General features: G+C 67.4%; 20 protein-coding genes. 10 read left to right on the forward strand and 10 right to left on the reverse strand.

Features of this window, described 5'->3' with window-relative positions; all coding sequences use genetic code 11:
* Positions 1 to 95 precede the first annotated feature (95 nt).
* The 5 genes from ACFWUP_RS16500 to ACFWUP_RS16520 all read right to left on the reverse strand — a co-directional run bounded on the left by ACFWUP_RS16500 (position 96) and on the right by ACFWUP_RS16520 (position 2796).
* Positions 96 to 485, reverse strand: coding sequence for a hypothetical protein (locus ACFWUP_RS16500; protein ID WP_379235045.1), 390 nt, complete (start codon positions 483 to 485; stop codon positions 96 to 98).
* 60 nt (positions 486 to 545) lie between these two features.
* Positions 546 to 1337, reverse strand: a complete 792-nt coding sequence (locus ACFWUP_RS16505) for an alpha/beta hydrolase family protein (protein WP_379235047.1) — start codon at positions 1335 to 1337, stop codon at positions 546 to 548.
* A gap of 88 nt (positions 1338 to 1425) precedes the next feature.
* The gene (locus tag ACFWUP_RS16510) at positions 1426 to 1803 is read right to left on the reverse strand and encodes a type II toxin-antitoxin system VapC family toxin (RefSeq protein WP_379235049.1); all 378 of its coding nucleotides are present in this window, start codon (positions 1801 to 1803) and stop codon (positions 1426 to 1428) included.
* A complete protein-coding gene (locus tag ACFWUP_RS16515) occupies positions 1800 to 2042 on the reverse strand; it encodes a hypothetical protein (protein ID WP_379235050.1) in 243 nt (80 codons plus the stop codon). The genes ACFWUP_RS16510 and ACFWUP_RS16515 overlap by 4 nt, the downstream gene beginning before the upstream one ends.
* Positions 2043 to 2079: 37 nt before the next feature.
* A complete protein-coding gene (locus ACFWUP_RS16520; RefSeq protein ID WP_379235052.1) occupies positions 2080 to 2796 on the reverse strand; it encodes an NUDIX domain-containing protein in 717 nt (238 codons plus the stop codon).
* A gap of 78 nt (positions 2797 to 2874) precedes the next feature.
* Here ACFWUP_RS16520 and nadA point away from each other — a divergent pair, with 78 nt between their 5' ends.
* The 4 genes from nadA to ACFWUP_RS16540 all read left to right on the forward strand — a co-directional run bounded on the left by nadA (position 2875) and on the right by ACFWUP_RS16540 (position 7897).
* Positions 2875 to 3912 carry a quinolinate synthase NadA gene (nadA, locus tag ACFWUP_RS16525; RefSeq protein ID WP_379235054.1) on the forward strand — a complete coding sequence of 346 codons (1038 nt, stop codon included), beginning with the start codon at positions 2875 to 2877 and terminating at the stop codon, positions 3910 to 3912.
* Between the two features lie 36 nt (positions 3913 to 3948).
* A complete protein-coding gene (locus ACFWUP_RS16530) occupies positions 3949 to 5640 on the forward strand; it encodes an L-aspartate oxidase (protein WP_379235056.1) in 1692 nt (563 codons plus the stop codon).
* A gap of 181 nt (positions 5641 to 5821) precedes the next feature.
* Positions 5822 to 6682 (forward strand): carboxylating nicotinate-nucleotide diphosphorylase, encoded by an 861-nt coding sequence (gene nadC / locus ACFWUP_RS16535; protein ID WP_379235058.1) that lies wholly within the window; start codon positions 5822 to 5824, stop codon positions 6680 to 6682.
* Positions 6683 to 6763: 81 nt separating this feature from the next.
* Positions 6764 to 7897, forward strand: coding sequence for a hypothetical protein (locus tag ACFWUP_RS16540; protein WP_379235060.1), 1134 nt, complete (start codon positions 6764 to 6766; stop codon positions 7895 to 7897).
* A 17-nt stretch (positions 7898 to 7914) separates the two neighbouring features.
* Here ACFWUP_RS16540 and ACFWUP_RS16545 read toward each other — a convergent pair whose 3' ends face one another.
* From ACFWUP_RS16545 to ACFWUP_RS16565, 5 genes are all read right to left on the reverse strand, one after another.
* Entirely contained in the window at positions 7915 to 8112 is a 198-nt protein-coding gene (locus tag ACFWUP_RS16545; RefSeq protein WP_379235062.1) for a hypothetical protein, read from the reverse strand.
* Between the two features lie 175 nt (positions 8113 to 8287).
* Positions 8288 to 9481: a type II toxin-antitoxin system HipA family toxin gene (locus tag ACFWUP_RS16550; protein WP_379235064.1), complete on the reverse strand. Its 1194-nt coding sequence runs from the start codon at positions 9479 to 9481 to the stop codon at positions 8288 to 8290.
* Positions 9478 to 9678: a helix-turn-helix domain-containing protein gene (locus tag ACFWUP_RS16555; protein WP_379235066.1), complete on the reverse strand. Its 201-nt coding sequence runs from the start codon at positions 9676 to 9678 to the stop codon at positions 9478 to 9480. The genes ACFWUP_RS16550 and ACFWUP_RS16555 overlap by 4 nt, the downstream gene beginning before the upstream one ends.
* Positions 9679 to 10276: 598 nt before the next feature.
* Positions 10277 to 11455 carry a winged helix DNA-binding domain-containing protein gene (locus ACFWUP_RS16560; RefSeq protein WP_379235068.1) on the reverse strand — a complete coding sequence of 393 codons (1179 nt, stop codon included), beginning with the start codon at positions 11453 to 11455 and terminating at the stop codon, positions 10277 to 10279.
* 52 nt (positions 11456 to 11507) lie between these two features.
* Positions 11508 to 12032: a hypothetical protein gene (locus tag ACFWUP_RS16565; protein ID WP_379235070.1), complete on the reverse strand. Its 525-nt coding sequence runs from the start codon at positions 12030 to 12032 to the stop codon at positions 11508 to 11510.
* A 125-nt stretch (positions 12033 to 12157) separates the two neighbouring features.
* Here ACFWUP_RS16565 and ACFWUP_RS16570 point away from each other — a divergent pair, with 125 nt between their 5' ends.
* The 6 genes from ACFWUP_RS16570 to ACFWUP_RS16595 all read left to right on the forward strand — a co-directional run bounded on the left by ACFWUP_RS16570 (position 12158) and on the right by ACFWUP_RS16595 (position 21929).
* Positions 12158 to 14233, forward strand: a complete 2076-nt coding sequence (locus tag ACFWUP_RS16570; RefSeq protein WP_379235072.1) for a TRAP transporter permease — start codon at positions 12158 to 12160, stop codon at positions 14231 to 14233.
* Between the two features lie 44 nt (positions 14234 to 14277).
* Entirely contained in the window at positions 14278 to 15258 is a 981-nt protein-coding gene (locus tag ACFWUP_RS16575; protein WP_379235074.1) for a TAXI family TRAP transporter solute-binding subunit, read from the forward strand.
* A 152-nt stretch (positions 15259 to 15410) separates the two neighbouring features.
* Positions 15411 to 16256: an arylamine N-acetyltransferase gene (locus ACFWUP_RS16580; protein WP_379235075.1), complete on the forward strand. Its 846-nt coding sequence runs from the start codon at positions 15411 to 15413 to the stop codon at positions 16254 to 16256.
* Positions 16257 to 16340: 84 nt separating this feature from the next.
* Positions 16341 to 18425 carry an acyltransferase family protein gene (locus ACFWUP_RS16585; RefSeq protein WP_379235077.1) on the forward strand — a complete coding sequence of 695 codons (2085 nt, stop codon included), beginning with the start codon at positions 16341 to 16343 and terminating at the stop codon, positions 18423 to 18425.
* 68 nt (positions 18426 to 18493) lie between these two features.
* On the forward strand, positions 18494 to 20236 hold the full coding sequence (locus ACFWUP_RS16590) for a penicillin-binding transpeptidase domain-containing protein (RefSeq protein ID WP_379235079.1): 1743 nt from the start codon (positions 18494 to 18496) through the stop codon (positions 20234 to 20236).
* Between the two features lie 88 nt (positions 20237 to 20324).
* A complete protein-coding gene (locus ACFWUP_RS16595) occupies positions 20325 to 21929 on the forward strand; it encodes a serine/threonine-protein kinase (RefSeq protein ID WP_379235081.1) in 1605 nt (534 codons plus the stop codon).
* The last annotated feature ends 19 nt before the right edge of the window (positions 21930 to 21948 follow it).

Genomic DNA, 21948 nt, shown 5'->3' on the forward strand with positions numbered 1-21948 from the left:
GCATCAGGGTCGTCGTAGGAGATGGTGTCTTTCGCGTCCGCTGCGTTGTCGTCCATGCCAGCAGTGTGACACCGGCCACCGACAACTTTCGGCTCTCAGAACTCGGGGGTCTGCACGGTGATGCGGTAGCTGAGGGTCATTCCTTTGGGGTTGAACACGGCGCCGCCGAGGTGTAGCCATCGTGCCGGGCCGCCGCGGGGATCGGGTAGGTATGCGGCGCGTACGTGGTCGACGCCGGAGGGATACCCGCTGGCGGGGGCGGACATGGTGCACATGACGTGGGCTTCCGCCCATATTCGCGGTTCGGCCGCAGTGTCGAGCAAGGGGGCGACGTCGGGTACGAAGACGCCGAACTCGTCGGCCGGTGCTCGCAGGGACTGGAAGAATTTACCTGTGGTGGTGAGCCGTACCGTCCCGGTGTGGATGGTGCAGGACGGCGTCAGTTGCAACGGTGGGGTGGGCTGGACGTCGCACTGCAGGGCCATGTGCTGACTGTACGGATCGAGCTGATCGTCTGCCGTGTGTGCTGTGGGAGGGTTCGGGATTCAGCTCGGCAGGTGGTGTTGGAACCAGGTGGTCAGGGCGGAGTCGACCTTGGCGGCTGAGGGGAGTTGGGGTGCGGGTTCGATGCCTGGTTCTTCGGCGAGTGGGTGCGCCAGATCGGGGATCGTCTGTAGTTCTGCTCGGTCGCCCCATGCGTCGACGAGGTCGCGGGCGTCTGCGCGCAGACCGGGGTGATCCAGTTCGCCACTGAGTACCAGCAGGGGAGGGCGGGCGCGGAGACCGTCTACCTTGGCTACGAAATCCAGTGCGTCGACTGCCTTTTCGGAGTCCGCGTCGTACGGGTACTCGCCCGGGAGCATGTCGACGACGGAACGCATTCGGACAGCGGCGTTGACGAGGGCGCCCGCGAAGATCGGGACCGCGGCATCGGTGAGGACCTGCAGCGCGACGGCACCGCCCAACGAGCCGCCGAGGACCCCGATCGGCTCGTCACCGACCGGCAATTGTTCGCGGATCGCTGCCAGTGCCGCCGGGAATTCCTCGGTCGCCTGACGCACGAACGGGCGCAGGTACAGCATCAGCGGGTCTTTGTTGAACAACTCGACGATGGCATCGGTACTGCCGTCGACCATACGTTCACCGCACATCGGCATCCCGAGATGCACCCGCCACGCCGGCAGCCCGTTCATCGGCAACGCGGCGGCGAAAGCGGCATTCGACCGCGGCGCGTCCAGCATGTGCCAGGTGACGATCAACGGCGCGGCACCACCTCCTGCTGGTGGAAGAGCGGTGAAAGGTACCCCTGCGGCCGTTCCCGTGATCGGTGAGGACATCCGCCCACGATAGGCCCGCGCCGGCATCGCCGGAATCGGTTGCTGCTGTGAGCGAAAGTCCGCAGCGCATCGGCAAGACTGCTCGCTGTCAAACCACCTTGACGAGACAGTTGATGCCCGGCGCGGCAGCGAGCCTGGCGTCGGTTGTGAGCAGCGCGGTGGCGCCGAGCGCTTCGGCCAGAGCTACATACGTTGCGTCGTAGGCGCTGAGATTGCCACGGAGTTCCCACATTCGGCGCCGAAGTGGCTCTGCGGGAAATCGACTCAGCACCAGCTGGGAGAATCCATCGAAGGCCAGGTCGGCCTGCTTCTCGGTCAGTGCGCGGCGTCGGGCGAGCAGTCGCAGGGCGTTGGTGACCTCACTGTCGATCAGATGTGGGACTGCCAATTCTTCGTCGCTCAGACAGGCCGGATCGACCACTCCGATAACCAGATCGACGACCACCCCGGCATCGATGACGATCACTCGCCACGACCCTCGCGCAGCACCGACAGCACTGTTTCGCGATCGAGGGACGCGCCGACTTCGTCTCGAGTCCGGTGAATGATCTCGCTGTTGTGTTGCACGATTTGGGTGCGCCGGGCCACCTGATTCAGCTCGCGCAGCAGGTAGCGGGTCAGGGAAAGGCCCTCCGCTGCGGCTGCGGCAACCAGCGCGTCATGAACGTCATCGGGAACCTCGCGAATCTGAATCACTTTTGGCATAACCCCAGCGTAGCACCATGGGTGCAGTCTGCACCCATCAATTCGGGGGGCGGAGGGCGGCGAATTCGTCGGTGACGCGGAGGCCGGAGTCGGTGAAGCGGTAGAGGGCGGCGGGGCGGCCGCCTGCTCGGCCGGGGGGTGCGGTGGCGCCGGTGGGGGTGATCACCTTGCGGCGGGTGAGGACTCGTTGGAGGTTGGTGGTGTCGACGTCGTAGCCGAGTGCGGCGCAATAGATTTCGCGCAGGGTCGACATGGTGAAGGTGTCGGGGGCCAGCGCGTAGGCGATGTTGGTGTAGGAGAGTTTGGCGGCCAGGCGGGTGCGGGCGTGGTCGACGACGGTGCGGTGGTCGAAGGACATGTCGGGCAGGTTCGAGACCGGGTGCCAGGTGGTGTCGGAGGGGAGTTCGGGCTCGGTGGTGAGGGGGACCAGGCCGAGGTAGGCCGAGGCGATGCGGCGCGGGGCGGGGACGCGGTCGGGGTTGGAGAACACCGACAGCTGTTCGAGGTGGTGTAGGTCGCGCACGTCGACCTTCTCGGCGAGCTGACGGCGGGCGGAGGTGTCGAGGTCCTCGTCGTCGCGAAGGCGGCCACCGGGCAGTGACCACGTACCGATCTGCGGATCGAGCGCGCGTTCCCACAGCAGCACCGCCAGTTCTGGGTGCTTGGTGCTCCTACCTGCGGAAACGTCGACGGGAAAGCGGCGAACCTGGAACACCGCGGTGAGCGATTCGTGGATGGTGTTACTATGGGGCACGTTTTCGATTATAAGTCGAAAACCTGGTTTGGTGCGAATTACGGCGATGGCGCCGCTCGCACGAGGAAGGGAGCCACCATGGCGACGACGACTGCACAGCAGACGCTGATGGGTTCGGTCTTCGATGGACCCGGCGGGTACGCGGGTGTCGAAGCGACGCCGGAGTGGGCGCAGGAGGTGCGCCGCCTGGCGCGCGAACGCAATGCGACCATCCTCGCGCACAACTACCAGCTGCCCGAGATCCAGGACGTGGCCGACCACGTCGGCGACTCCCTGGCCCTCTCGCGCATCGCCGCGGAGGCCGAAGAGGACACCATCGTGTTCTGCGGCGTGCACTTCATGGCCGAGACCGCCAAGATCCTCAGCCCGGCCAAGACCGTACTCATCCCGGACCAGCGCGCCGGTTGCTCGCTGGCCGATTCGATCTCCGCCGACGAGCTGCGCGCCTGGAAGGCCGAGCACCCCGACGCGATGGTGGTGTCGTATGTGAACACCACCGCCGAGGTGAAGGCGCTCACCGACATCTGCTGCACCTCCTCCAACGCCGTGGACGTGGTCGACTCGATCGACCCCGACCGTGAGGTGCTGTTCCTGCCCGACCAGTTCCTCGGCGCGCACGTGAAGCGCGAGACCGGCCGCGAGAACATGCACATCTGGGCGGGCGAATGCCACGTGCACGCCGGCATCAACGGCGACGAACTCACCGAGCAGGCCCGCACCCACCCCGACGCCGAGCTGTTCGTGCACCCGGAGTGCGGTTGCGCCACCTCGGCGCTGTACCTGGCCGGCGAGGGCGCCTTCCCGGCCGAGCGGGTGCACATCCTGTCGACCGGCGGGATGATCGACGCGGCGAAGGCGTCGACCTCGAACCAGGTGCTGGTGGCGACCGAGGTCGGCATGCTGCACCAGCTGCGCAAGGCCGCGCCCGGGATCGACTTCCAGGCCGTCAACGATCGCGCGTCGTGCAAGTACATGAAGATGATCACCCCGGCCGCGCTGCTGCGGTGCCTGGTCGAGGGCGCCGACGAGGTGCACGTCGACCTGGCGATGGCCGAGGCCGGGCGGGCGTCGGTGCAGCGGATGATCGCGATCGGCAACTCCGGCGGTGGAGAGTGACCGGCGCCGTTCGGTCGAGTCGGTAGGCGAGGCGTGATGGTTTCCTGGGAGGCCGAGGTCGACCTGGTGGTCATCGGCGGTGGCGTCGCGGGACTCACCGCGGCGCGCACGGCCTCGTTGCGTGGGCTGCGGGTGCTCATCCTGAGCAAGGGCGGTCCCACCGATACGTCCACGCAGTACGCGCAGGGTGGTATCGCAGTTGTTGCGCCCCAGCGTGATTCGGTCGACTCGCACGTGCGTGACACGGTCGAGGCCGGTGCCGGGCTGTGTGAGGTCGACGCGGTGCGCTCGATCGTCGAGGGTGGGCAGGCGGCGGTTGCCGCGCTGACCGACCTCGGTGCGGTGTTCGATCTCGGTCGTGACGGGCAGATCTCGCGGACTCGCGAGGGCGGGCACAGTACGCGGCGCATCATTCACGCCGGTGGGGATGCTACCGGCGCCGAGGTGCAGCGCGCGCTGAACGCGGCAGGGCTGCCAGTGATGTTCGGTGCGGCCGCGCTGCGTGTGGTGACCGGAGTCGATGGTGTACAGGGTGTTATCGCGGTGTCGGACAACGGTTTCGGTGTCGTCCATACGCCCTCGGTACTGCTGGCCACCGGTGGGCTCGGGCAGCTCTACGCGCTGAGTACGAATCCACCCGGAGCGACCGCGGATGGTGTGGCGCTGGCCCTGTGGGCCGGGGCCGCGGTGGCCGATCTCGAATTCGTGCAGTTCCATCCTACCGTGCTGTACACGCCCGGCGGCGTGGGTCGGCGGCCGTTGATCAGCGAGGCGGTGCGCGGTGAAGGGGCCGTTCTCGTTGACTCCCAAGGGAACTCGGTCACGGCCGGCGTCCATGCTCGCGGTGACCTCGCGCCGCGTGATGTGGTGTCGCGGGCGATCGCGGAGCGGATGCGGGCGCTCGGTGACGACCACGTCTTCCTCGACGCTCGTGCCGTCGAGGGGTTCGCGCAGCGGTTCCCGACGATCACCGCCTCGTGCCTGGCGGCGGGCATCGACCCTGCGGCGCAACTGATTCCGGTCGCGCCCGCCGCGCATTACCAGTGCGGTGGCGTGCTCACCGATACCCACGGACGGACCGGTGTGCCGGGGCTGTACGCGGCGGGCGAGGTCGCCAGGACCGGTCTGCACGGCGCCAACCGGTTGGCCTCCAACAGCCTGCTCGAAGGGCTCGTGGTGGGGGAGCGGGCCGGCGCGGCGGCGGTCGAGCGGGTCGGTGTTGCCGCACGGGTCGACGAGATCTCCTCGTGGACACTGGAATTCGCGGATCGTGCGGTGGTGCAACAGGCGATGACCGAGCACGCCTCTGTCGTGCGCGACGGCGTCGGGCTCGCCGAGGCGTTGCGGCGCATCGAGGCCGGGATGTCTTCGGAGGCGGCACTGCTCGACCCGGGCGCGGGTTCGGTTGCGCCAGAAGTCGATCGGGGCGTCGCAGACGCGGCGCCGCCGGTCGATGGTGCGGAACAGCTCGCGGCGGGGCCGGAAGCTGTGGACGCGGTCCAGCACCTGCGGCGCATCGAAGACGCGGCGCTCACAGTAACCGCGCGGGCGCTGTTGCGGGCGGCGGCCTGCCGGACCGAGAGCCGGGGTTGTCACACGCGGTCGGAGTATCCGGAGGTCGTCGCCGCGCAGCGACACAGCACCGTGATCCGTCTCGATACGCACGGTGGTCTCGAACTGTCCGCCGTGGCCGTCGACTCCGAGCCGTTGTCGACGGGGGCCTGGTGAGCATCGTCGAACCGGCGTCGGCGGCTTTTGTCCGGCGGTCGACGCGCACGACTCGGTTGTCCCCGCGCGCAGGCAACGGTGAGCGCACTGAAATATGTTGTTGTTCAAGCAATTCCGGCGCAGCGAAAGTCTGCCGCCCGATCGGTGCGGCGCACAGCTGCCCGAGAACAGGAGTGCAGTGATGGCTCTGGATGCCACCCTCGACCGTGATGAGCTGCTGACGCTGATCCGCACCGCCCTCGACGAGGACCTGCGCTACGGACCCGATGTCACCACGGTCGCTACCGTCGCCGAGGACGCGGTGAGCAAGGCCTCGGTGGTCTCGCGTCAGCACGGCACCGTCGCGGGCCTGGACGTCGGGCTGCTCGTGCTCGACGAAGTGCTCGGCGCGGGCACCTACGAGATCGCCGCGCGCGTCGCCGACGGCACCCGCGTGGAGCCCGGCACCTCGGTACTGAGCATCGTCGCCCCCACCCGCGGCCTGCTCACCGCCGAACGGACCATGCTCAACCTCGTCTGCCACCTGTCCGGGATCGCCACCGCTACCGCCGCGTGGGTCGACGCGGTCGAGGGCACCGACTGCAAGATCCGGGACAGCCGCAAAACCCTGCCGGGCCTGCGCGCCCTGCAGAAGTACGCGGTCCGGGTCGGCGGTGGCGTGAACCACCGGATGGGGCTCGGTGATGCCGCGCTGATCAAGGACAACCATGTCGTGGCGGCGGGTTCGGTCGTCAACGCCTTGCGCGCGGTCCGCGAACTGGCACCCGATATCGCCTGTGAGGTCGAGGTCGACAGCCTCGAACAACTCGATGCGGTGCTCGCCGAGAACGTCGAACTCGTGCTGCTGGACAACTTCCCGCTCTGGCAGACCCAAGCCGCCGTTCAGCGCCGCAATACCAACGCGCCCGACACGAAACTCGAGTCCTCCGGCGGACTTTCGCTCGATCAGGCCGCTGAGTACGCGGGCACCGGCGTCGACTACCTGGCCATCGGCGCGCTGACCCACTCGGTCCGTGTGCTCGATCTCGGCTTGGACATGTGAGCCGCTGACCTGCGGTGATCGGTGGTGGACATGCGGATCGGCTTCCGTGATCGGCCGACCGCCTGCCGGTAACCTCGCTGGATGAACCGCTGGAATCAGTACGGGCTACCGCTCCTTCTGGCGTTGTGTTCGACATTGCTGGTCACGGTGATGGGTCTGGTGGCCGAGGATCTGCTGCCCGCCACACTGGCGCAGATCATCGTGTTCTTCGCTTTGCTGGCGTTGTTCCTGCTGGTGGCGTTGCTCCAGTTGCGGTATCTGTGGCGCAGGAACACTTCCGGGACGCTGTACTACCTGCGCGCCGACAGCAGTCGGGTGCCGTCACTGCACGGGGCCGCCATCTCGGCCGCAGCGGAGCAGACCCAGGATCTGTGCGCGGTCCGGCGCACCTTTTCGACCGCCACGTCCGATGGAGCGGTGGATCTGCGCGGCATCGTCGGCGAGGTTCGAGCGATCTTCGACGCCGCGCTCAACGCCGACAGCAGCGACTCCGGCTACTCGGTGGTGCCCGACTTCGCCTGGCCGGTGGCGGTCTCGATCGGCTACGACTGGCTGCCCCGGCCCGGCACCTGGCTGGTGGCCGTCGACGAAGGCGGCCCACCGGCAGCCTTCTCCTACCCGGCGACCGGCACGCATTCGGCGGCACCGTTCGCGCCGTTACCGCAACTGCGCCACGCCGCGATGGTGCACGGCGCCCCGGTCCTGTTGCCCGATGGGCCAACCGAAGATGCTGCCGCACAAAGGATCCGACTACTGATCGCAGTCTCCGAAGGTGACATGGCCGAGGTGGTCGCCGCGACATCATCGGCAGGACGTCGGCTGACCGCCACCGAACTGGCCGACACCGGCGGCCGCGCCCCCGTCTTCGCCGTCGGCTACGGCGCCACCGCCGACGAACCGACCCTCGACCTACGCGGTGACGGCAACGGCGGCCACGACCTGCGCGCCGCCGCCGACCAACTCACCCAAGCCATCCGGCTGTACCTCGACCGCTTCCCCAACGCCCACATCGAACTGGTCCTCGACGCCCCCGACATCCTGTCCCTCGCCATCGGCTGGCGCCTGGCCAACCCCGACGACGCGGGGATGCGCTCTCGAATCTGGGAATTCTGGGACCGAGTGGTTCCGCTCTACGGCGACATCGGCCCCGACAGAGAGCCGCGCGTGGTCGCACTGTGGGTCCACCCGGCCCAAGCCGAACCATCTTTGCGCTGAATCCCCGCAGCTCAGAGCTATGTGCGCTCAGCGGCAGCATGCCACCAAGCGGGTGGCGACGGGTGCATCGGCTGCGATTCCGGTTGGTCGGGGTGCAGGCCCAGCGGGTACAGGGCCTCGCCGCGGACCGCTACACCGACGACACAGCCGATGCGGCCGTCGGCATGCTGGGCACGCATGAGATCGAAGCGGATGTCTTCGGCGGAAAACGGCATCCAGTCGACTCCGCGGTCACGCAGTCAACCGCGCAGGGCACTGATCGGTCGCGGTGCGCCCTTGACGGCGTCATAGGCCAGCAGTCGAATCCACTCGGGCTGTTCGGTATTCATGTGAACACTATGACGGATGTGTCTGCGGATCGGGACTCCAACCGATATCGAGCCGGGGGTGCTACGAGTCGAGCGCCTGCTCCAACTCGCCGCGGCGCAAGCGCAGCTCACGGCGAGTTCTGTTCAAGGGTGACCCGTTAAAGGGCAGCCGGTCGAGATCGACCGTCGCGGCCGCGCGGAGCGCAAGGCGTTGCGCGGATGTCGCGGCTTTGGACGGCAGGCCGATTTCCGCGGCGAAAGCGGACCAGTGCTTCGGCCGTAAACCCTTGGTGCGTCCGGCGATCGGCAGCGCCATCGAATCGTCGTCGTATATCAAGGTGCAGGGGATGTCGTAGATGGGTGCGGCATCCCAGCGCCCCTCGCTGTCCTGGAGGACGCCGACGTTCTTCCCGTGTAGGTCACCGTTGCCGGTCAACCACGCGAAGAGGAACTGCAAGTAGAGATTTCGTGCTGCGAGGACAGGGGCGCGAACCATCCCGGTGATCGCTGCGACAACATCGATCGTGTCGACGTTGTACTTCGCCGATGGCGGCAATCCGAGCAGTTGGGTTGCATCTTCGAACGCGAGACGACGCCACGCATCACCTTCGTGGACACGGTCGAAGCGGCGGACAAGCAAGCCTGGCTGCCCGGATTTGTCATGCACGAGATCCGAACCAGCGGCCTCCAACTTCAATGCTCGCGCCGCGGCCAGGTGTGCGGCTTCGTTCTCGATCAGATGCGGGTATTCCGGCTGTGACAGCTTCAGGATGAATCGACCGAAGCCGGCTGCGATCGGCGTACTGATCATCGACGCGCTCGCCTTGTTCTGGATGCCTGGAATGGCCTGCCGGTCGACGTCGTCTATGAGCCGGTCGAATTCGAGCTCGTCCGCTGACATGCAGTCGACGAGCGCGGGAACGTCGACAGGGTCCGCACCGGCGGGAAAAACCTGAACATCACCGGGGGCATCGGCACCGACGGCGAGGAGCAGACTGAGTTCGTCGTCGGCGCTGGTTTTTACCGCACGACGAAGCACCGTCAAGCGGTGTCCCTCTGGCAGAAGTCCCGCGAAGAACGGCGGGACCGACCCTGATCCGCCGGTAACCGGTTCAGTGTCGAGGGGCAATGTCGATGCGATCGGATCGCCGGAATACTCAGGTATGTACCGGAATTCGGTACCACCATCGTCGGTTCTGCGGATGGAGGCAGCAAGATGGCCTGCCTTGTAGACATCAGCGCTGCTGACCCTGCGTAGCGCTTCGAAGTCCGTCACGGCGACACCGTCAGCGTCAGTCCCAGTGCGCCGGCCACCGCGGTGACCGTGCCGATGCTGGTCGAACCTCGACCCTGTTCGATATCGCGAACCGTGCGCGTGGAGGTATCCGCCACTTCGGCAAGCTGCTCTTGGGTCAGGTGGTGGCGGCGGCGCTCCGCCCGGATCTTCGCCCCGATGTCTTTCAGTACATCCACGGTCCACCTCCGATCAGCAGAATACTGCCGAATTGATAGCTCTGCTTGTGGAGAGTACTCGAAATTGGACGCAATCGGTAGTATTCTGCCGATCTATTGTCTGGCGGGGTGTTTTCGTGGCCAGCAGCGACAAACCGGCAGAATGCTGCCGGAAGTCTGGCGACCGTTGTGCGGCGTCGGTTGCTCTTGTTCAACCCGAGTTTCACCACTGCGCGAGGCTACTGACTGTCGCTCGGTCGGGGCGGGCGTGTGCTTCTCGAAACATCAGCGCGGCCGGCCGGCCGTCACCTGATGACGCAGATCATCCAGCAAACGAACTGTGCTGGCGGAGCGGTGTTTTGGTGGCACCTGCCCGACTTCAAAGGATTATGGGACGAACAAGAGCACGGCGAGGTGCCCCTATCGCGCCAGAAAACTGTCTCGAGCTCGATGTAGGCAGTCCCGGACCACTGACCGCGATGTCTGTGATGAACGGCAGCAATGTGGCGTAGACATTTTGGAGAAGGGCGATTGTCGAGGGGAGTCGATCGTCGTCATGCCCGGGAAACAAGAGTCGAGGCTCGTGAAGTTTTTCCCGAAAGCGGTCAGCGGATAGCTCTCAAGCGGTGAGTTCGCGTTGGAGGGGGGTGCGGAAGCGGGGGATGGCTCGGGTTTCCCCGAACCAGGTTGTGGTGCGGTCTATTTCGGCTTCGATGAGTTTTCGGGTATCGGTGCCCACATCTTCGAGGAGGCGGGTTACTACTTCGCCGTCGGGGCGTTGGGCCCAGCCGCCGACTATGCGACCGTCGGCCCAGATGGAGGGGCCGATGTTGCCGTTGGTGTCGAAGAGGGCGGGGGCGTGGGGGCCGAGGAACCAGTCTCGGGATTGCCAGCCCATGGGGGTGGGGTCGAGGGCGGGGAGCAGGGCTGCCCAGGGTTCGGGGGTGGGGACGGGAGTGCGGTCGTCGGCGAGGATTATGCCGGGGGTGCCGTCGAGGTCTACTTCTACTGTGTCCAGTTCCGCCAAGGCTTTTCGGACTTCGCCGAGGGTCCAGCCGGTCCACCATTTCAGATCGGTGATCGGGGCCGGGCCGAAGGTGTACAGCCACTGACGGACCAGTTCGACGCGGGCCTCGGCGGCAGGCAAAGGTGAAAAGCCGTCTGGCAGCCAGGTTTCCACGGGTGCCCAGGTGTACTGGCTGCTGGTCCAGCTGCCGTTCGGGCGACCGCGCACGATCCGGCCCTCGGCCCCGAGCACCACGAGCACCCAGGTGGTGATGCTGGTCGGCTTGGAATAGGACTTGCCGGGAGCGGTGTCGATCTGGGTGCGCAGGCGCGGCACGTCTTTGCTCAGCTGAGCACCGGTCGCCGCGCCGCGGGTCAGCAACGCCGCGTGGGTCTCCGCTTCGACCTCGGCCAGCCACGTCGCGATATCGCCGTCGATCACGCCGGCCTGTTCGACGTAGCGGCCGTAGGTACGGCGCTGCTTGCGGGCCAGCGCATCACAGGTGGATGCCTGCAGCACCGGCAGCAACTCGGTCGGCGCGACGAACATCGTGCGACGCATGGCGAGCATCCGAATCAGCGCACGGTCGTCGTACAGCGCCTTTTCCACATCGGCCGGTGTCAGATCCACGCCACGAGCGCCGACCGAAAGGAACACTGTCGCAGGGTCGGTGGCGTGCAGGACCACCATCGAACGCGCGATGTCGACAGGGTCGGTCGAGCGGGCCGACGGCGCGAGACGATGCCTGACCGCCAGGCGGGCGCGACGCTGCGCGATATCGATCGAGAGCATGACCGGGATAGTAGGCGCGGGCACCGACAACCGGGCGCACCTCGAGGATCGATTACTCCGAAGGGGAGAGCCCGCCGAGGAACGCGGCGGCCGCACGGTGCGAACCCAGCCGCACGAACGTGAGGTGCTGATACGCCGGATCCGATTGTGCGGCAAGGTAACCGGCCCGATTCTTCGCGTGGGTCGTCCACGCCCACATGATCACCGATCGTTGGGGATCGAGGGAGAGCATGTTCGCCAAACGCTCGCGGTTGCCGTTCCAGAGCTCACGCCCGGTCAGGAACCGACTGACGGTCCGATGGACTATCTGGCGCATGACGAGTGACCGCGGCAGATCGAACCACGCCACCGTATCGGCGCGCTGCCACACGAGATCGCCGAGTTTGCCCCGATAGTTGCCGTCGACCACCCAGGCGTCCCCGGCGATCCGCTCGGCAACGGCTGCCTGGAAATCGGGCGCGGACATCGGAGTCCAGTTCGGTTGGTGATGGATCGCATCCAGTTCGATGTGTGGGATGTCGAGCTGGCGTGAGATCTGGCGTGCCAGCGTGGTCTTGCCGGAACCCGAAGTTCCCATCACAACAATTCGTCGTATCGCAGCCACGACAACATTATCCGCCCTTTCGTAGTGTCCATTTTGTGCAGGGAGTGTGGTTGTCGGTTTCGCTCCCCGGGGGCGAATCTCGTTGCTATCGTCCGCTCATGAACGCAGCGCCACCGGTTGTTACTGCGGCTGAGCTGGGGGTGGATGACGAGGAACGGCCTGCTCGGGTGCTCTCGGGGTTTACCGGGCGGCTGGTGGGGGTTGTTGCGCTCGGCCTGGCGTTTTTGTCGGTGTGGCAGGTGTTTCGGCCGTTGGCGCAGGGGAGTCAGTACTACCTGGTTGTCTTTCTGGCTGTCGCGTTGCCGTTGGTGTATCTGAGCTATCGGTCGTGGTGGGGGCCGCTGGACCGGGCTGATGGGCCTTCGGTGCTCGACTGGGTGTTGGCCGGGGTCACCCTGGTGGTGTGTTTGTATCCGGTGCTGCCGATTCGGATCGGGGATGCGGGTGGGGGATACGACGCGTTTCTCGATCGGCAGGGGATGCTGGCGCCGCTCGATGTGGTGATGGGTGGGTTGCTGCTGGTGCTCGTGCTCGAGGCGTGCAGGCGGACGACCGGGGTGATCTTGCCGATCGTGTGTCTGGTGTTTCTGGGGTACGGGTATTACGGCGGGCTGTTGCCGCAGGATTGGTCGATCGCGCACGCGGGGCTCGATGTCGATCAGATCGTCGACGCGCTGTACAACTCCGGCAGTGGGTTCTACGGCACTCCGTTGGATGTGGCAGCCAGTTACATCGTGCTGTTCACGCTGTACGGTGCGGTGCTCGAATTCTCCGGTGCCGCACGGTTCTTCGTCGAACTGTCCGTCTCGCTGTTCCGTCGCTCGCACAGTGCGGCGGGCCGTACGGCGGTGGCGTCGGGGTTTCTGCTCGGGACCGTTTCGGGGTCGGGGACCGCGACCGCGGTGAGTACCGGTGCGGTGACCTGGCCGATTCTGCGCAAGGCGGGGTACCGGCCCGAGCAGGCCGGCGGGATGCTGGCAGCGGCCGGTGTCGGTGCGATTCTGTCGCCGCCGACGTTGGGTGTCGCGGCGTTCATCGTCGCCGAATATCTCGATGTGTCGTATGTGACGGTGCTCGGGTGGGCGCTGATCCCGACGCTGCTGTACTACCTCGGGATTCTGCTGTCGGTCGAGATCGACGCGCGCCGCATCCACGCGGACGGGCGGGCACCCGCGGATCTGGCGGACGGGCCGCTGCCGACGCCGTGGTGGAAACTGCTGGGGCGCTTCGGGTATCACTTCTCGTCGCTGGTCGTGATCGTGGTGCTGCTGTTGGTCGGGGTGAGTGCGACGCGAGCTGTCGTCTATGCCACCGTGCTGGCGCTGCTGCTGGCCATCCCGGATCGGATGCTGCGCAAGTCTGCTACTGAGGTCGGGCATCGCTGGACGCGAAAAACCGTGACGCAGTTCGTGATCGAGGCGCTGCGCGCACTCTCACACGGCATGCGTTCGGCACTGCCCGTGGTCGCGGTGTGTGCGGCAGCGGGCGTGATCACCGCGATGACCACCAAGACCGGACTCGGTGCGCAACTGGCCGCGCTGCTGGTCAAAGCCGGCTCCGCACTGTCGGATGATCCCGCGATCGTCCTGGCGACCACCGCTGTGCTGGCGGCGATCGCCTTGTCGCTGCTCGGTCTGGCGGTCCCGGTGACGGCGTCGTTCGTGATCGGCTGGGTGATCATCGGGCCCGCGCTGCTCGACCTGCACGTCGCCGCACCGGCCGCCGCCATGTTCGTCTTCTACTTCTCGGTGCTGTCGGAAGTGACGCCGCCGACCGCGCTGGCCGCCGTCGGCGCGGCGGCGGTGACCGGCGCGAAGGCGATGCCGACGATGTGGCACGCCCTGCGCTACGCCCTGCCTGCCTTCCTGGTGCCACTGATGTTCGTGCTCACCGACTCCGGGCAGCACCTGCTCGGGCGCGGCCCGTGGCTCGACGTGCTGTGGGTGAGCGCGGCCGCCTGCGCGGGTGTCGCGGCGCTGGCGGCGGCGACCGGCGGGTGGTTGTTCGGGGTCGGCGCCATCGGACCGATTCCGCGCGGACTGGCGGCCGCGGCGGGCCTGACACTGCTGTATCCGAATCCGATCGCCACCGGGATCGGACTCGGGTTGCTGGTCGTCGCCGCGGTGGCGGGGCTCGTCGACCGCACGCGGCGAACATCCACGGACACACCGTAATTCACATCGAACCGGCGGCATCGCCGTCGACGAGAGGGGACCTGATGGTCAGAAGTATTGTCGCCGTGGTCGCGGCCGCGGCATTGCTCACCGGCTGTGGAGGCCGGCAGGACACCCCGACGGCCGACGCGGGCGGTGAGGTGACCTGTGAAGTGAAGCAGGACACCAGGATCGGTATCGCCACCGGCAACGCCACCGGTGTGTACTTCGCGCTCGGCAACGCTTACGCCGAACAGATCTCGACCGCCACCAACGGCACCGTCAAGGCCACCGCGGCCGAAACCGGCGCCTCGGTGCAGAACATCCAGCAGGTCGTCGGCGGCACCTACCAGGTCGGCTTCTCCCTCGCCGACTCCGCGGCCGACGCGGTCGCGGGCAAGGCCAGCTTCACCTCCGCGCAGCCGATCCGCGCACTGGCCCGGCTCTACGACAACTACACCCAGGTCATCGTGCGCACCGACGCGGGCATCAACTCGCTGGCCGACCTGCGCGGCAAGCGGGTTTCCACCGGCTCGCCCAAATCGGGCACCGAGGTCATCGCCCAGCGCGTGCTGCAGGCCGCCGGGCTCAACCCGGACAGTGACGTGTCCGCCCAGCGCCTCGACCTGACCAAGACCGTCGACGGGCTCAAGGACGGTTCTATCGACGCCATGTTCTGGTCCGGTGGCCTGCCGACACCCGGCATCACCGACCTGTTCACCACCGCGAAGGACAAGGTCCGCTTCCTCGATATCACCGGAGTGCTGCCGAAACTGAAGGAGATCAACCCGGTCTACGAGACGGGCTCGATCCCCGCCGCCACCTACGGCCTGGCCGCCGACACACCGACCATCGTGGTGCCCAACCTGCTCGTCGTCCGCGACGACCTCGACGCGAACCTGGCGTGTGTGCTCACCAAGACGCTGCTGGATCGCAAACCCCAACTGGAACAGGCGAACCCGGCCGCCAAGGGGATCAACGCCGACACCGCGAGCAAGACGGCGCCGGTGCAGTTGCACCGCGGGTCCGAGGCCGCACTGCGCTGACGAACCGGCGTAATCGTACAAAACGCGGCTCGACAATCAGATATCTGACTGAACGGCCGCGAATTGTGCGATTACGCCGGGTCCGACCCCGGAGGAACAAACGCTCACCGGGCCGTGGTTGTGCGAAAGACAACCAACGGAACGAGGATGCGATGAGCGACGATCACGGCTGGCAGGGTGCCGAACTGGACCTGGATGCCTACCTGGCCCGAATCGGCTACGACGGACCGCGCACCGCCTCGGTCGAGACCCTGCGCGCCCTGGTACGCGCCCACACCACCACCATCCCGTTCGAGAATCTCGAGATCATCCTCGGACGCGGCATCCCCCTTGACCTCGCTTCGCTGCAGGACAAGATGATCCGGCAGCGGCGCGGTGGGTACTGCTTCGAGAACGCCGCGCTCTTCGCCGCCGCGCTGGAGCGGCTCGGGTTCGGTGTCTCGGGACTCAGCGGCCGGGTCACCTACGGGGTGGCCGACACCGGAGCGCTGCGACCCGCCACCCACGCCCTGCTGCGCGTGACCACTCCCGACGACGACCGCGTGTGGATCTGCGATGTCGGGTTCGGCTTCGGACCTCTCGAACCGTACGAATTGGTCGACAGCGCAGGCGAATTCGCCCTCGGTGAGTGGCGCTACCGGCTCGAACGTCGGGCCGACCAGTGGGTGATGTTCCAGTTCGGCCGCGACGGCTGGATCGACCGCTACACCTTCACCGAGAACCCGCAGTTCCGCATCGACTACGCGGTCGGCAACCACTTCGTGTCGACCTCACCGCGCTCGCCGTTCACCACCCGGCCCTTCCTCCAGCGCTTCCTGCCCGAGGTCCACTACGTGCTCGACGACCTGACACTCATCACGGAATACCCGGACGGCACCGGCACTTCGCGTGATCTCGACCCCACCGAGCTCACCAAGATTCTGGGCGAAACCTTCGACATCGACCTCACCGAAACCGACGCCACCACCCTCGCGACCACCCCCTGGCGACGCGGATAGCGCCTCGCCCGCGCGGCACGGCGGTTTGCTTCCTGGATGGCGCTACGGCAAATTGATGGTTACTTGCCGGGAAACAATTCCTTTGTGGGGGCCGATTCTGTGGGTTCGATGGTGCCGAATGTCCGTAGTGCGTCGCGGGTCGATGGCGGTATGGCGGTCGGCGGCACCGTCGCACGACGACAGGATCTGGACGGGCTACGCGGGGTAGCGATCGCGCTCGTGGTGGCGTTCCACGTGTGGGCCGGGCGCGTATCCGGCGGTGTCGATGTATTTCTGGTGCTGTCGGGGTTCTTCTTCACCGGCGCGGTGGTGCGCGCAGTGGAACGGGCCGGTGGCGTCGAGGTGGGGGAGACCGCGCGCCGGACCGCGCGCCGACTGATGCCGTCGCTGGTGGTGGTGTTAGCGGCGGTTCTGCTCGCCACCGTGTTCTTGCGGCCGTACACCCAGCTCGGCGAGGCCACCGTGCAGACCTTGGCCTCGATGTTCTACAGCCAGAACTGGTACCTGGCGACCGCCGAACTCGACTATCTCTCGCCCGATCCCTCGGTGAGCCCGCTGCAGCACCTGTGGTCGATGTCGGTGCAGGGGCAGTTCTACCTGGCGATCTTCGCGCTCCTCGCGGGATGGGCCTGGTTGCGCCGACGCGGTGCGGCCGGGCGGGTGGCCCTGGTGATCGTGCTGGTCGGGCTCGGGTCGCTGTCGTTCTGGTACGCGGCGTCGGGGACCACGCAGCACCAGGCGTGGACCTATTACGACAGTTTCGCGCGCGGCTGGGAACTCCTCGCCGGTGCGATTCTGGCGGTGGCGGCACCCTGGTTGCGGATGCCGAACCGGCTGCGTGGGCTCGCGGCGGCGATCGGGCTCGCCATGGTGGTCTCGTGCGGGCCGCTGTTCGACGGCGCGCATCAGTTCCCCGGTGTCGCGGCGCTGTGGCCGGTGCTCGCAGCCTGCCTGGTGATCGCGTCCGGGTTCGGCGCGACCGCGCAGGCGTGGCCGAACCGGATGCTGGCCGGACGGTTGTGCACCGAACTCGGCGCGATCGCCTACCCGCTGTATCTGTGGCACTGGCCGATCCTCATCTTCTATCTCGGTGAGACCGGGCGGGCCGATGCCGGGGTCGTCGACGGGTTGGTGGTGATCGGGGCCTCGCTGGTGCTGGCCTATGCGACGACCCGGTTGATCGAGACGCCGCTGCGGATGCCCCCGCGTGGTCAGCGAGCCGACAACCGCAAGCCGACCGGCGGCCTGGTCACCGCGATGACCGTCGCGGTGTTGATCGCCTCGGTGGGGTGGCAGGTGGTGCTGGTGGCGAACCCGGCCGTGCCGCCGCAGGCACTGGACGCCCAGCGCTACCCGGGCGCCCAGGCGTTGCTCACCGGTGCCGAATACTCGCCGGAACCCATGCGCCCCACCGTCTTCGAAGGACAGGCCGACACGCCGTCGCCGACCACCGACGGGTGCATCACCCCCGACCGGGAGGTGCGCGTCTGCACCTACGGCGACCCCACCGCCGACCGTTCGATCGCGTTGGTCGGCGGCTCGCACTCCGAGCACTGGTTGCCCGCGCTGGAGGTGCTCGGCGTGGAACACGGGTTCCGGGTGATCTCCTACCTCAAGGAGGGGTGCCCGGTCGTGCTCTCCGATGAGCCGTCCTACGCGGAGTGGCCGTTCCCCGAATGTCACGAGTGGTCCGTCGAGGTGCTCGACCGGCTGTCCGCCGAACCACCGAACTGGGTGCTGACCCTGTCCACCCGCTACCGCATGGACGGCCTCGGCGACGAGGTGCCCGCCGAATACCTCGAGGTGTGGACGGCCATGCAGGATCGCGGATTCAATGTGCTCGCGCTGCGTGACACTCCACGATTGCGCCGCGACGGCGTGCTCTACCGGGCCACCGACTGCCTGGCCTACCGTGGTGACCCCGACAGTTGCGGGCTCGACCGCGCCGAAGTCCTCGACCCCCTCGACCCCGCCCAGGAACCGGCGGCCGGGTATCCGAACGTCCACCCGCTCGATCTGTCCGACGCGGTGTGCCGACCGCAGCGTTGCCGGGTGGTCGAGGGCAATGTGCTCATCTATCGCGACGAACACCACCTGACCGCCAGTTACGCCCGCTCGCTCGCCCCCGAACTCGGGCGGCAGATCGGGGCGATCACGGGCTGGTGGTAGCCCGGCGGATTCCTCACTGCCGCAACAACAACCCCACCGGCACCACAGATCGGGCTACTCTCGGACCCGTGCGCATCCCACGGAAGGCATCGGTCCTGCTCGTCGCGCTCGCCGCGTTTCCCGTCGCGTGCTCGTCGGGACCGGACCAACCCGAGACCGTCGTCGAGTCCTTCGCCGCCGCGCTGACCAGCGGAGACGCTGCCGCCGCCGCGGCATTGACCGACGCGCCCGAACAAGCGGGCCCGGTACTGACCGCGCTGTTCGACAACCTCGGCCCCAACGACACCGTCCGGTTGACATCGACCGACGGCAAGTCCTTCACGCTGGAATCCACCTGGAAATTCGGCCCCGGCGGTCGTAACGCGTGGACCTATTCGACTGCCGGCACCACCACCGGCGAGGACGACTGGAAGATCGCCTGGCAGCCGACCACGGTCGCCCCCGGGCTCGACCTCGGCCCGCTCAGCTACAGCCCGGTCGAACCGAAACCGGCCCGCGTACTCGACGCCTCGGGCGGAGACCTGATGACCCAGCAGGTGGTGACGCTGGTGAACGTCGCACCCGATGCGGACCTGGCCGCCGTCGCGGCGCTGCTCGCGCCACAGGGCGTCACGGAGGCCGGTTTGCGGGCGGATCTCGATGCGGCACAGGGCAAACCGATCGCCGCCGTCGCGCTGCGCGAGGCCGACATCGCGCCGGTGCAGCAGGGGTTGACCGGGGTGCGCGGAGTGACACTCGCGCCACAGACCCGGCTGCTCACCGTCGACAAGGCACTGTCCGGGCCCACGATCGGCGGCCTGGCCGAGATCTGGCAGGAGCAGGCCGACACCGCCGCGGGCTGGGCGATCCGCGCGCAGACCCCGACCGGCACCCAGCGCATCGCCGGCCCCGACGCGAAACCCACCGCCGACATCGCCAGCACCCTCGACATCGACCTACAGCACGCCGCCGAGGACGCGCTCACCCCGATCGCCACTCCGGCCGCCATCGTCGCGTTGCGGCCCTCGACCGGCGAGGTCCTCGCGGTGGCACAGAACGCGCCCGCCGACGCCCAGGGCCCGATCGCGTTGACCGGGCTCTACCCGCCGGGTTCCACGTTCAAGACCGTCACGGTCTCGGCCGCACTGCAAGCGGGCGGGCTCACCCCCGACACCGTGCTGCCGTGCCCCGGCCGCGCCACCATCGAGGGACGAACGATTCCCAACGACAACGGCTTCGACCTGGGTATGGTGCCTCTGCACACCGCGTTCGCACGCTCGTGCAACACCACGATGGCCGAGTTGGGAGTGAAATTGCCCGCCGACGGACTCACCGCGGCCGCCCAACAACTCGGTCTCGGCGTCGACTACGTGACACCCGGCTTGACGACTGTCACCGGGAAAGTTCCACCCGCCGACAATCCGGCGCAACGGGTCGAATCGAGCATCGGACAGGGCACGGTGACCGCCTCGCCGTTCGGTATGGCGCTCGTCGCGGCCTCCCTCGCGCACGGTTCCGCGCCCCCGCCGAGCATCATTCGCGGGCGTCCCGGCGCTCCGGATCGGACCTCGTCGCCGGTGCCCCCAGCGGTGACGTCGCAGATAGAGGCCATGATGGGGGAGACGGTGAGCGCCGGTACCGCAACGGCGCTGCGTGACATCCCAGGTCTGCTCGGCAAGACCGGCACCGCCGAATACCTCGACGACACCCACGCACACGGTTGGTTCGTCGGAATCAAGGATGATCTGGCGTTCGCGGTGTTCGTTTCCGACGCCGGGAGCTCCGGACCGGCGGTCGAGGCAGCGGGACGGATGCTGCGTGTGACACCATGAGTCATCTTTCCCTCCGCAGGCGAGCAATCCCCCCGCTGCCGCACGCGGTCATCACCCAGCCAGCTACACTCGTCGGCGGACCATACCCATGGTCAATACGCGGGATGTCACAATTTCGAGAAGGTTCGGAGTAGGCGCCATCGATACCGGTCAGAAGATCGCGGAGCATTACCGCCTGGTCGAGCGTATTGGTAGCGGCGGCACAGGCGTTGTATGGCGTGCTGTCGACGAACGCCTCCAACGCTCCGTGGCAGTGAAGCAGATCCACATCAAACCCAGCTTGCCCGAGGGCGAGCGGGATGTGTTGCGCCAGCGCGCGATTCGGGAAGCCCGCAACGCGGCACGCTTCCAGCATCCCAACGCCATCGTGGTCTTCGACATCACCGAGCACAACGGTGATCCGTGCCTGGTGATGGAGTACCTCAAGTCGGTCAGCCTCGCGGGAGAGCTGGGTCAGAAGGGCCCGCTGCCGCTGCTCGAGGTGGCCCGCATCGGTGAGAAGGTCGCCTCCTCGCTGATCGCCGCCCACCAGGCCGGCTTGGTGCACCGCGACGTGAAACCGGGCAATATCCTGCTCGGTGACCACGGTGAGGTGAAAATCACCGACTTCGGCATCTCCCGCGCGGCCGGTGACGTCACACTCACCGAAACCGGGCTGATCTGCGGCACCGCCGCCTACCTGGCACCCGAGGTGGCGCGCGGCTCCGACCCGACCCCCGCCGCTGACGTATTCGCCCTCGGCGCAACGCTTTTCCACGCCCTCGAAGGCGAGCCGCCCTACGGTGCCAACGCCAACCCCCTCGCCGTGCTCTACGCCGCCGCCAACGGGCAGGTCCGCGAGCCGCACAACGCGGGACCGGCCACCGATTTCCTGCTCGACCTGCTCAGCCCCGACCCCCTCGATCGTCCGACGATGACCGAGGCCCGCGACGCGCTGGCGCACTTCGCCGAGGACGACAACGCGGTGCCCGCCGGATTCGTCCCCGCCAGTGAGGCTTTCGGCCGTCGCAATTCTGCGGCGACCACCCAGGTGATCCGGCAGTCGGGGCGTCGCGCCTCGCATGCGGGAGCGTCCACGGCGACGACCCGCCAGATCCGGTCGAACCCGCGTCCGCAGCCCCGCCACGACACCGCAGCGCACCCGCGCACCCAGGCCCAGCCCGCGCCCGTGCATCGCAAGCAGGCAGGTAAGGGGCGCGCGGTACTGATCGGGTCCGGTGTGGGTGCGGTTGTCGCGGCGGTCGCCGTCGCGATCAGCGCGTTCAGCGGTTCGGACTCGGATTCACCGCAGGTGCAGGCGGGTCCGCCGACCTCGATTCAGGCTTCGGCGACCCCCAAGCCCAGTGCGGCGCTTCCCCCGCTCGGACAGGCCAGCAATGTCGGCACCGTCGATATCGGTTCGGCCGGTCTGCTCGTCGAGAACTTCTACAGCAATCCGGCGGGCTCCTGGTCGCTGCTCACCCCGGCCGCGCAGAAGGTCTACGGCAGTGAGGCCGATTTCCGCGCGTACTGGAACGACCGCACTGTCCAGAGCTTCGCCAGCATCATGGCCGTGAGCGGCAACAATGCCGACGGATCCACGGACATGCGCCTGGCCAGCATCACGGTCGACGGCACGACCAAGGCGCTGGTCATGCGCGTGGTGAACTCCGGCGGTTCCCTGCGCATCGACGACGACACCCGCGTCCAGTAGCAGCACGGGCGAGCCGATC

It is taken from the genome of Nocardia sp. NPDC058658, from assembly GCF_042716665.1.
GTDB lineage: Bacteria > Actinomycetota > Actinomycetes > Mycobacteriales > Mycobacteriaceae > Nocardia.

What these genes read in the sequence shown, in the direction of transcription:
- ACFWUP_RS16500 (WP_379235045.1), bottom strand. Translation starts at nt 485, where the DNA reads ATGGCCCTGCAGTGCGACGTCCAGCCCACCCCACCGTTGCAACTGACG.
- ACFWUP_RS16505 (WP_379235047.1), bottom strand. Translation starts at nt 1,337, where the DNA reads ATGTCCTCACCGATCACGGGAACGGCCGCAGGGGTACCTTTCACCGCT.
- ACFWUP_RS16515 (WP_379235050.1), bottom strand. Translation starts at nt 2,042, where the DNA reads ATGCCAAAAGTGATTCAGATTCGCGAGGTTCCCGATGACGTTCATGAC.
- nadA (WP_379235054.1), top strand. Translation starts at nt 2,875, where the DNA reads ATGGCGACGACGACTGCACAGCAGACGCTGATGGGTTCGGTCTTCGAT.
- ACFWUP_RS16530 (WP_379235056.1), top strand. Translation starts at nt 3,949, where the DNA reads ATGGTTTCCTGGGAGGCCGAGGTCGACCTGGTGGTCATCGGCGGTGGC.
- nadC (WP_379235058.1), top strand. Translation starts at nt 5,822, where the DNA reads ATGGCTCTGGATGCCACCCTCGACCGTGATGAGCTGCTGACGCTGATC.
- ACFWUP_RS16540 (WP_379235060.1), top strand. Translation starts at nt 6,764, where the DNA reads ATGAACCGCTGGAATCAGTACGGGCTACCGCTCCTTCTGGCGTTGTGT.
- ACFWUP_RS16545 (WP_379235062.1), bottom strand. Translation starts at nt 8,112, where the DNA reads ATGCCGTTTTCCGCCGAAGACATCCGCTTCGATCTCATGCGTGCCCAG.
- ACFWUP_RS16560 (WP_379235068.1), bottom strand. Translation starts at nt 11,455, where the DNA reads ATGCTCTCGATCGATATCGCGCAGCGTCGCGCCCGCCTGGCGGTCAGG.
- ACFWUP_RS16565 (WP_379235070.1), bottom strand. Translation starts at nt 12,032, where the DNA reads ATGGGAACTTCGGGTTCCGGCAAGACCACGCTGGCACGCCAGATCTCA.
- ACFWUP_RS16570 (WP_379235072.1), top strand. Translation starts at nt 12,158, where the DNA reads ATGAACGCAGCGCCACCGGTTGTTACTGCGGCTGAGCTGGGGGTGGAT.
- ACFWUP_RS16575 (WP_379235074.1), top strand. Translation starts at nt 14,278, where the DNA reads ATGGTCAGAAGTATTGTCGCCGTGGTCGCGGCCGCGGCATTGCTCACC.
- ACFWUP_RS16580 (WP_379235075.1), top strand. Translation starts at nt 15,411, where the DNA reads ATGAGCGACGATCACGGCTGGCAGGGTGCCGAACTGGACCTGGATGCC.
- ACFWUP_RS16595 (WP_379235081.1), top strand. Translation starts at nt 20,325, where the DNA reads ATGGTCAATACGCGGGATGTCACAATTTCGAGAAGGTTCGGAGTAGGC.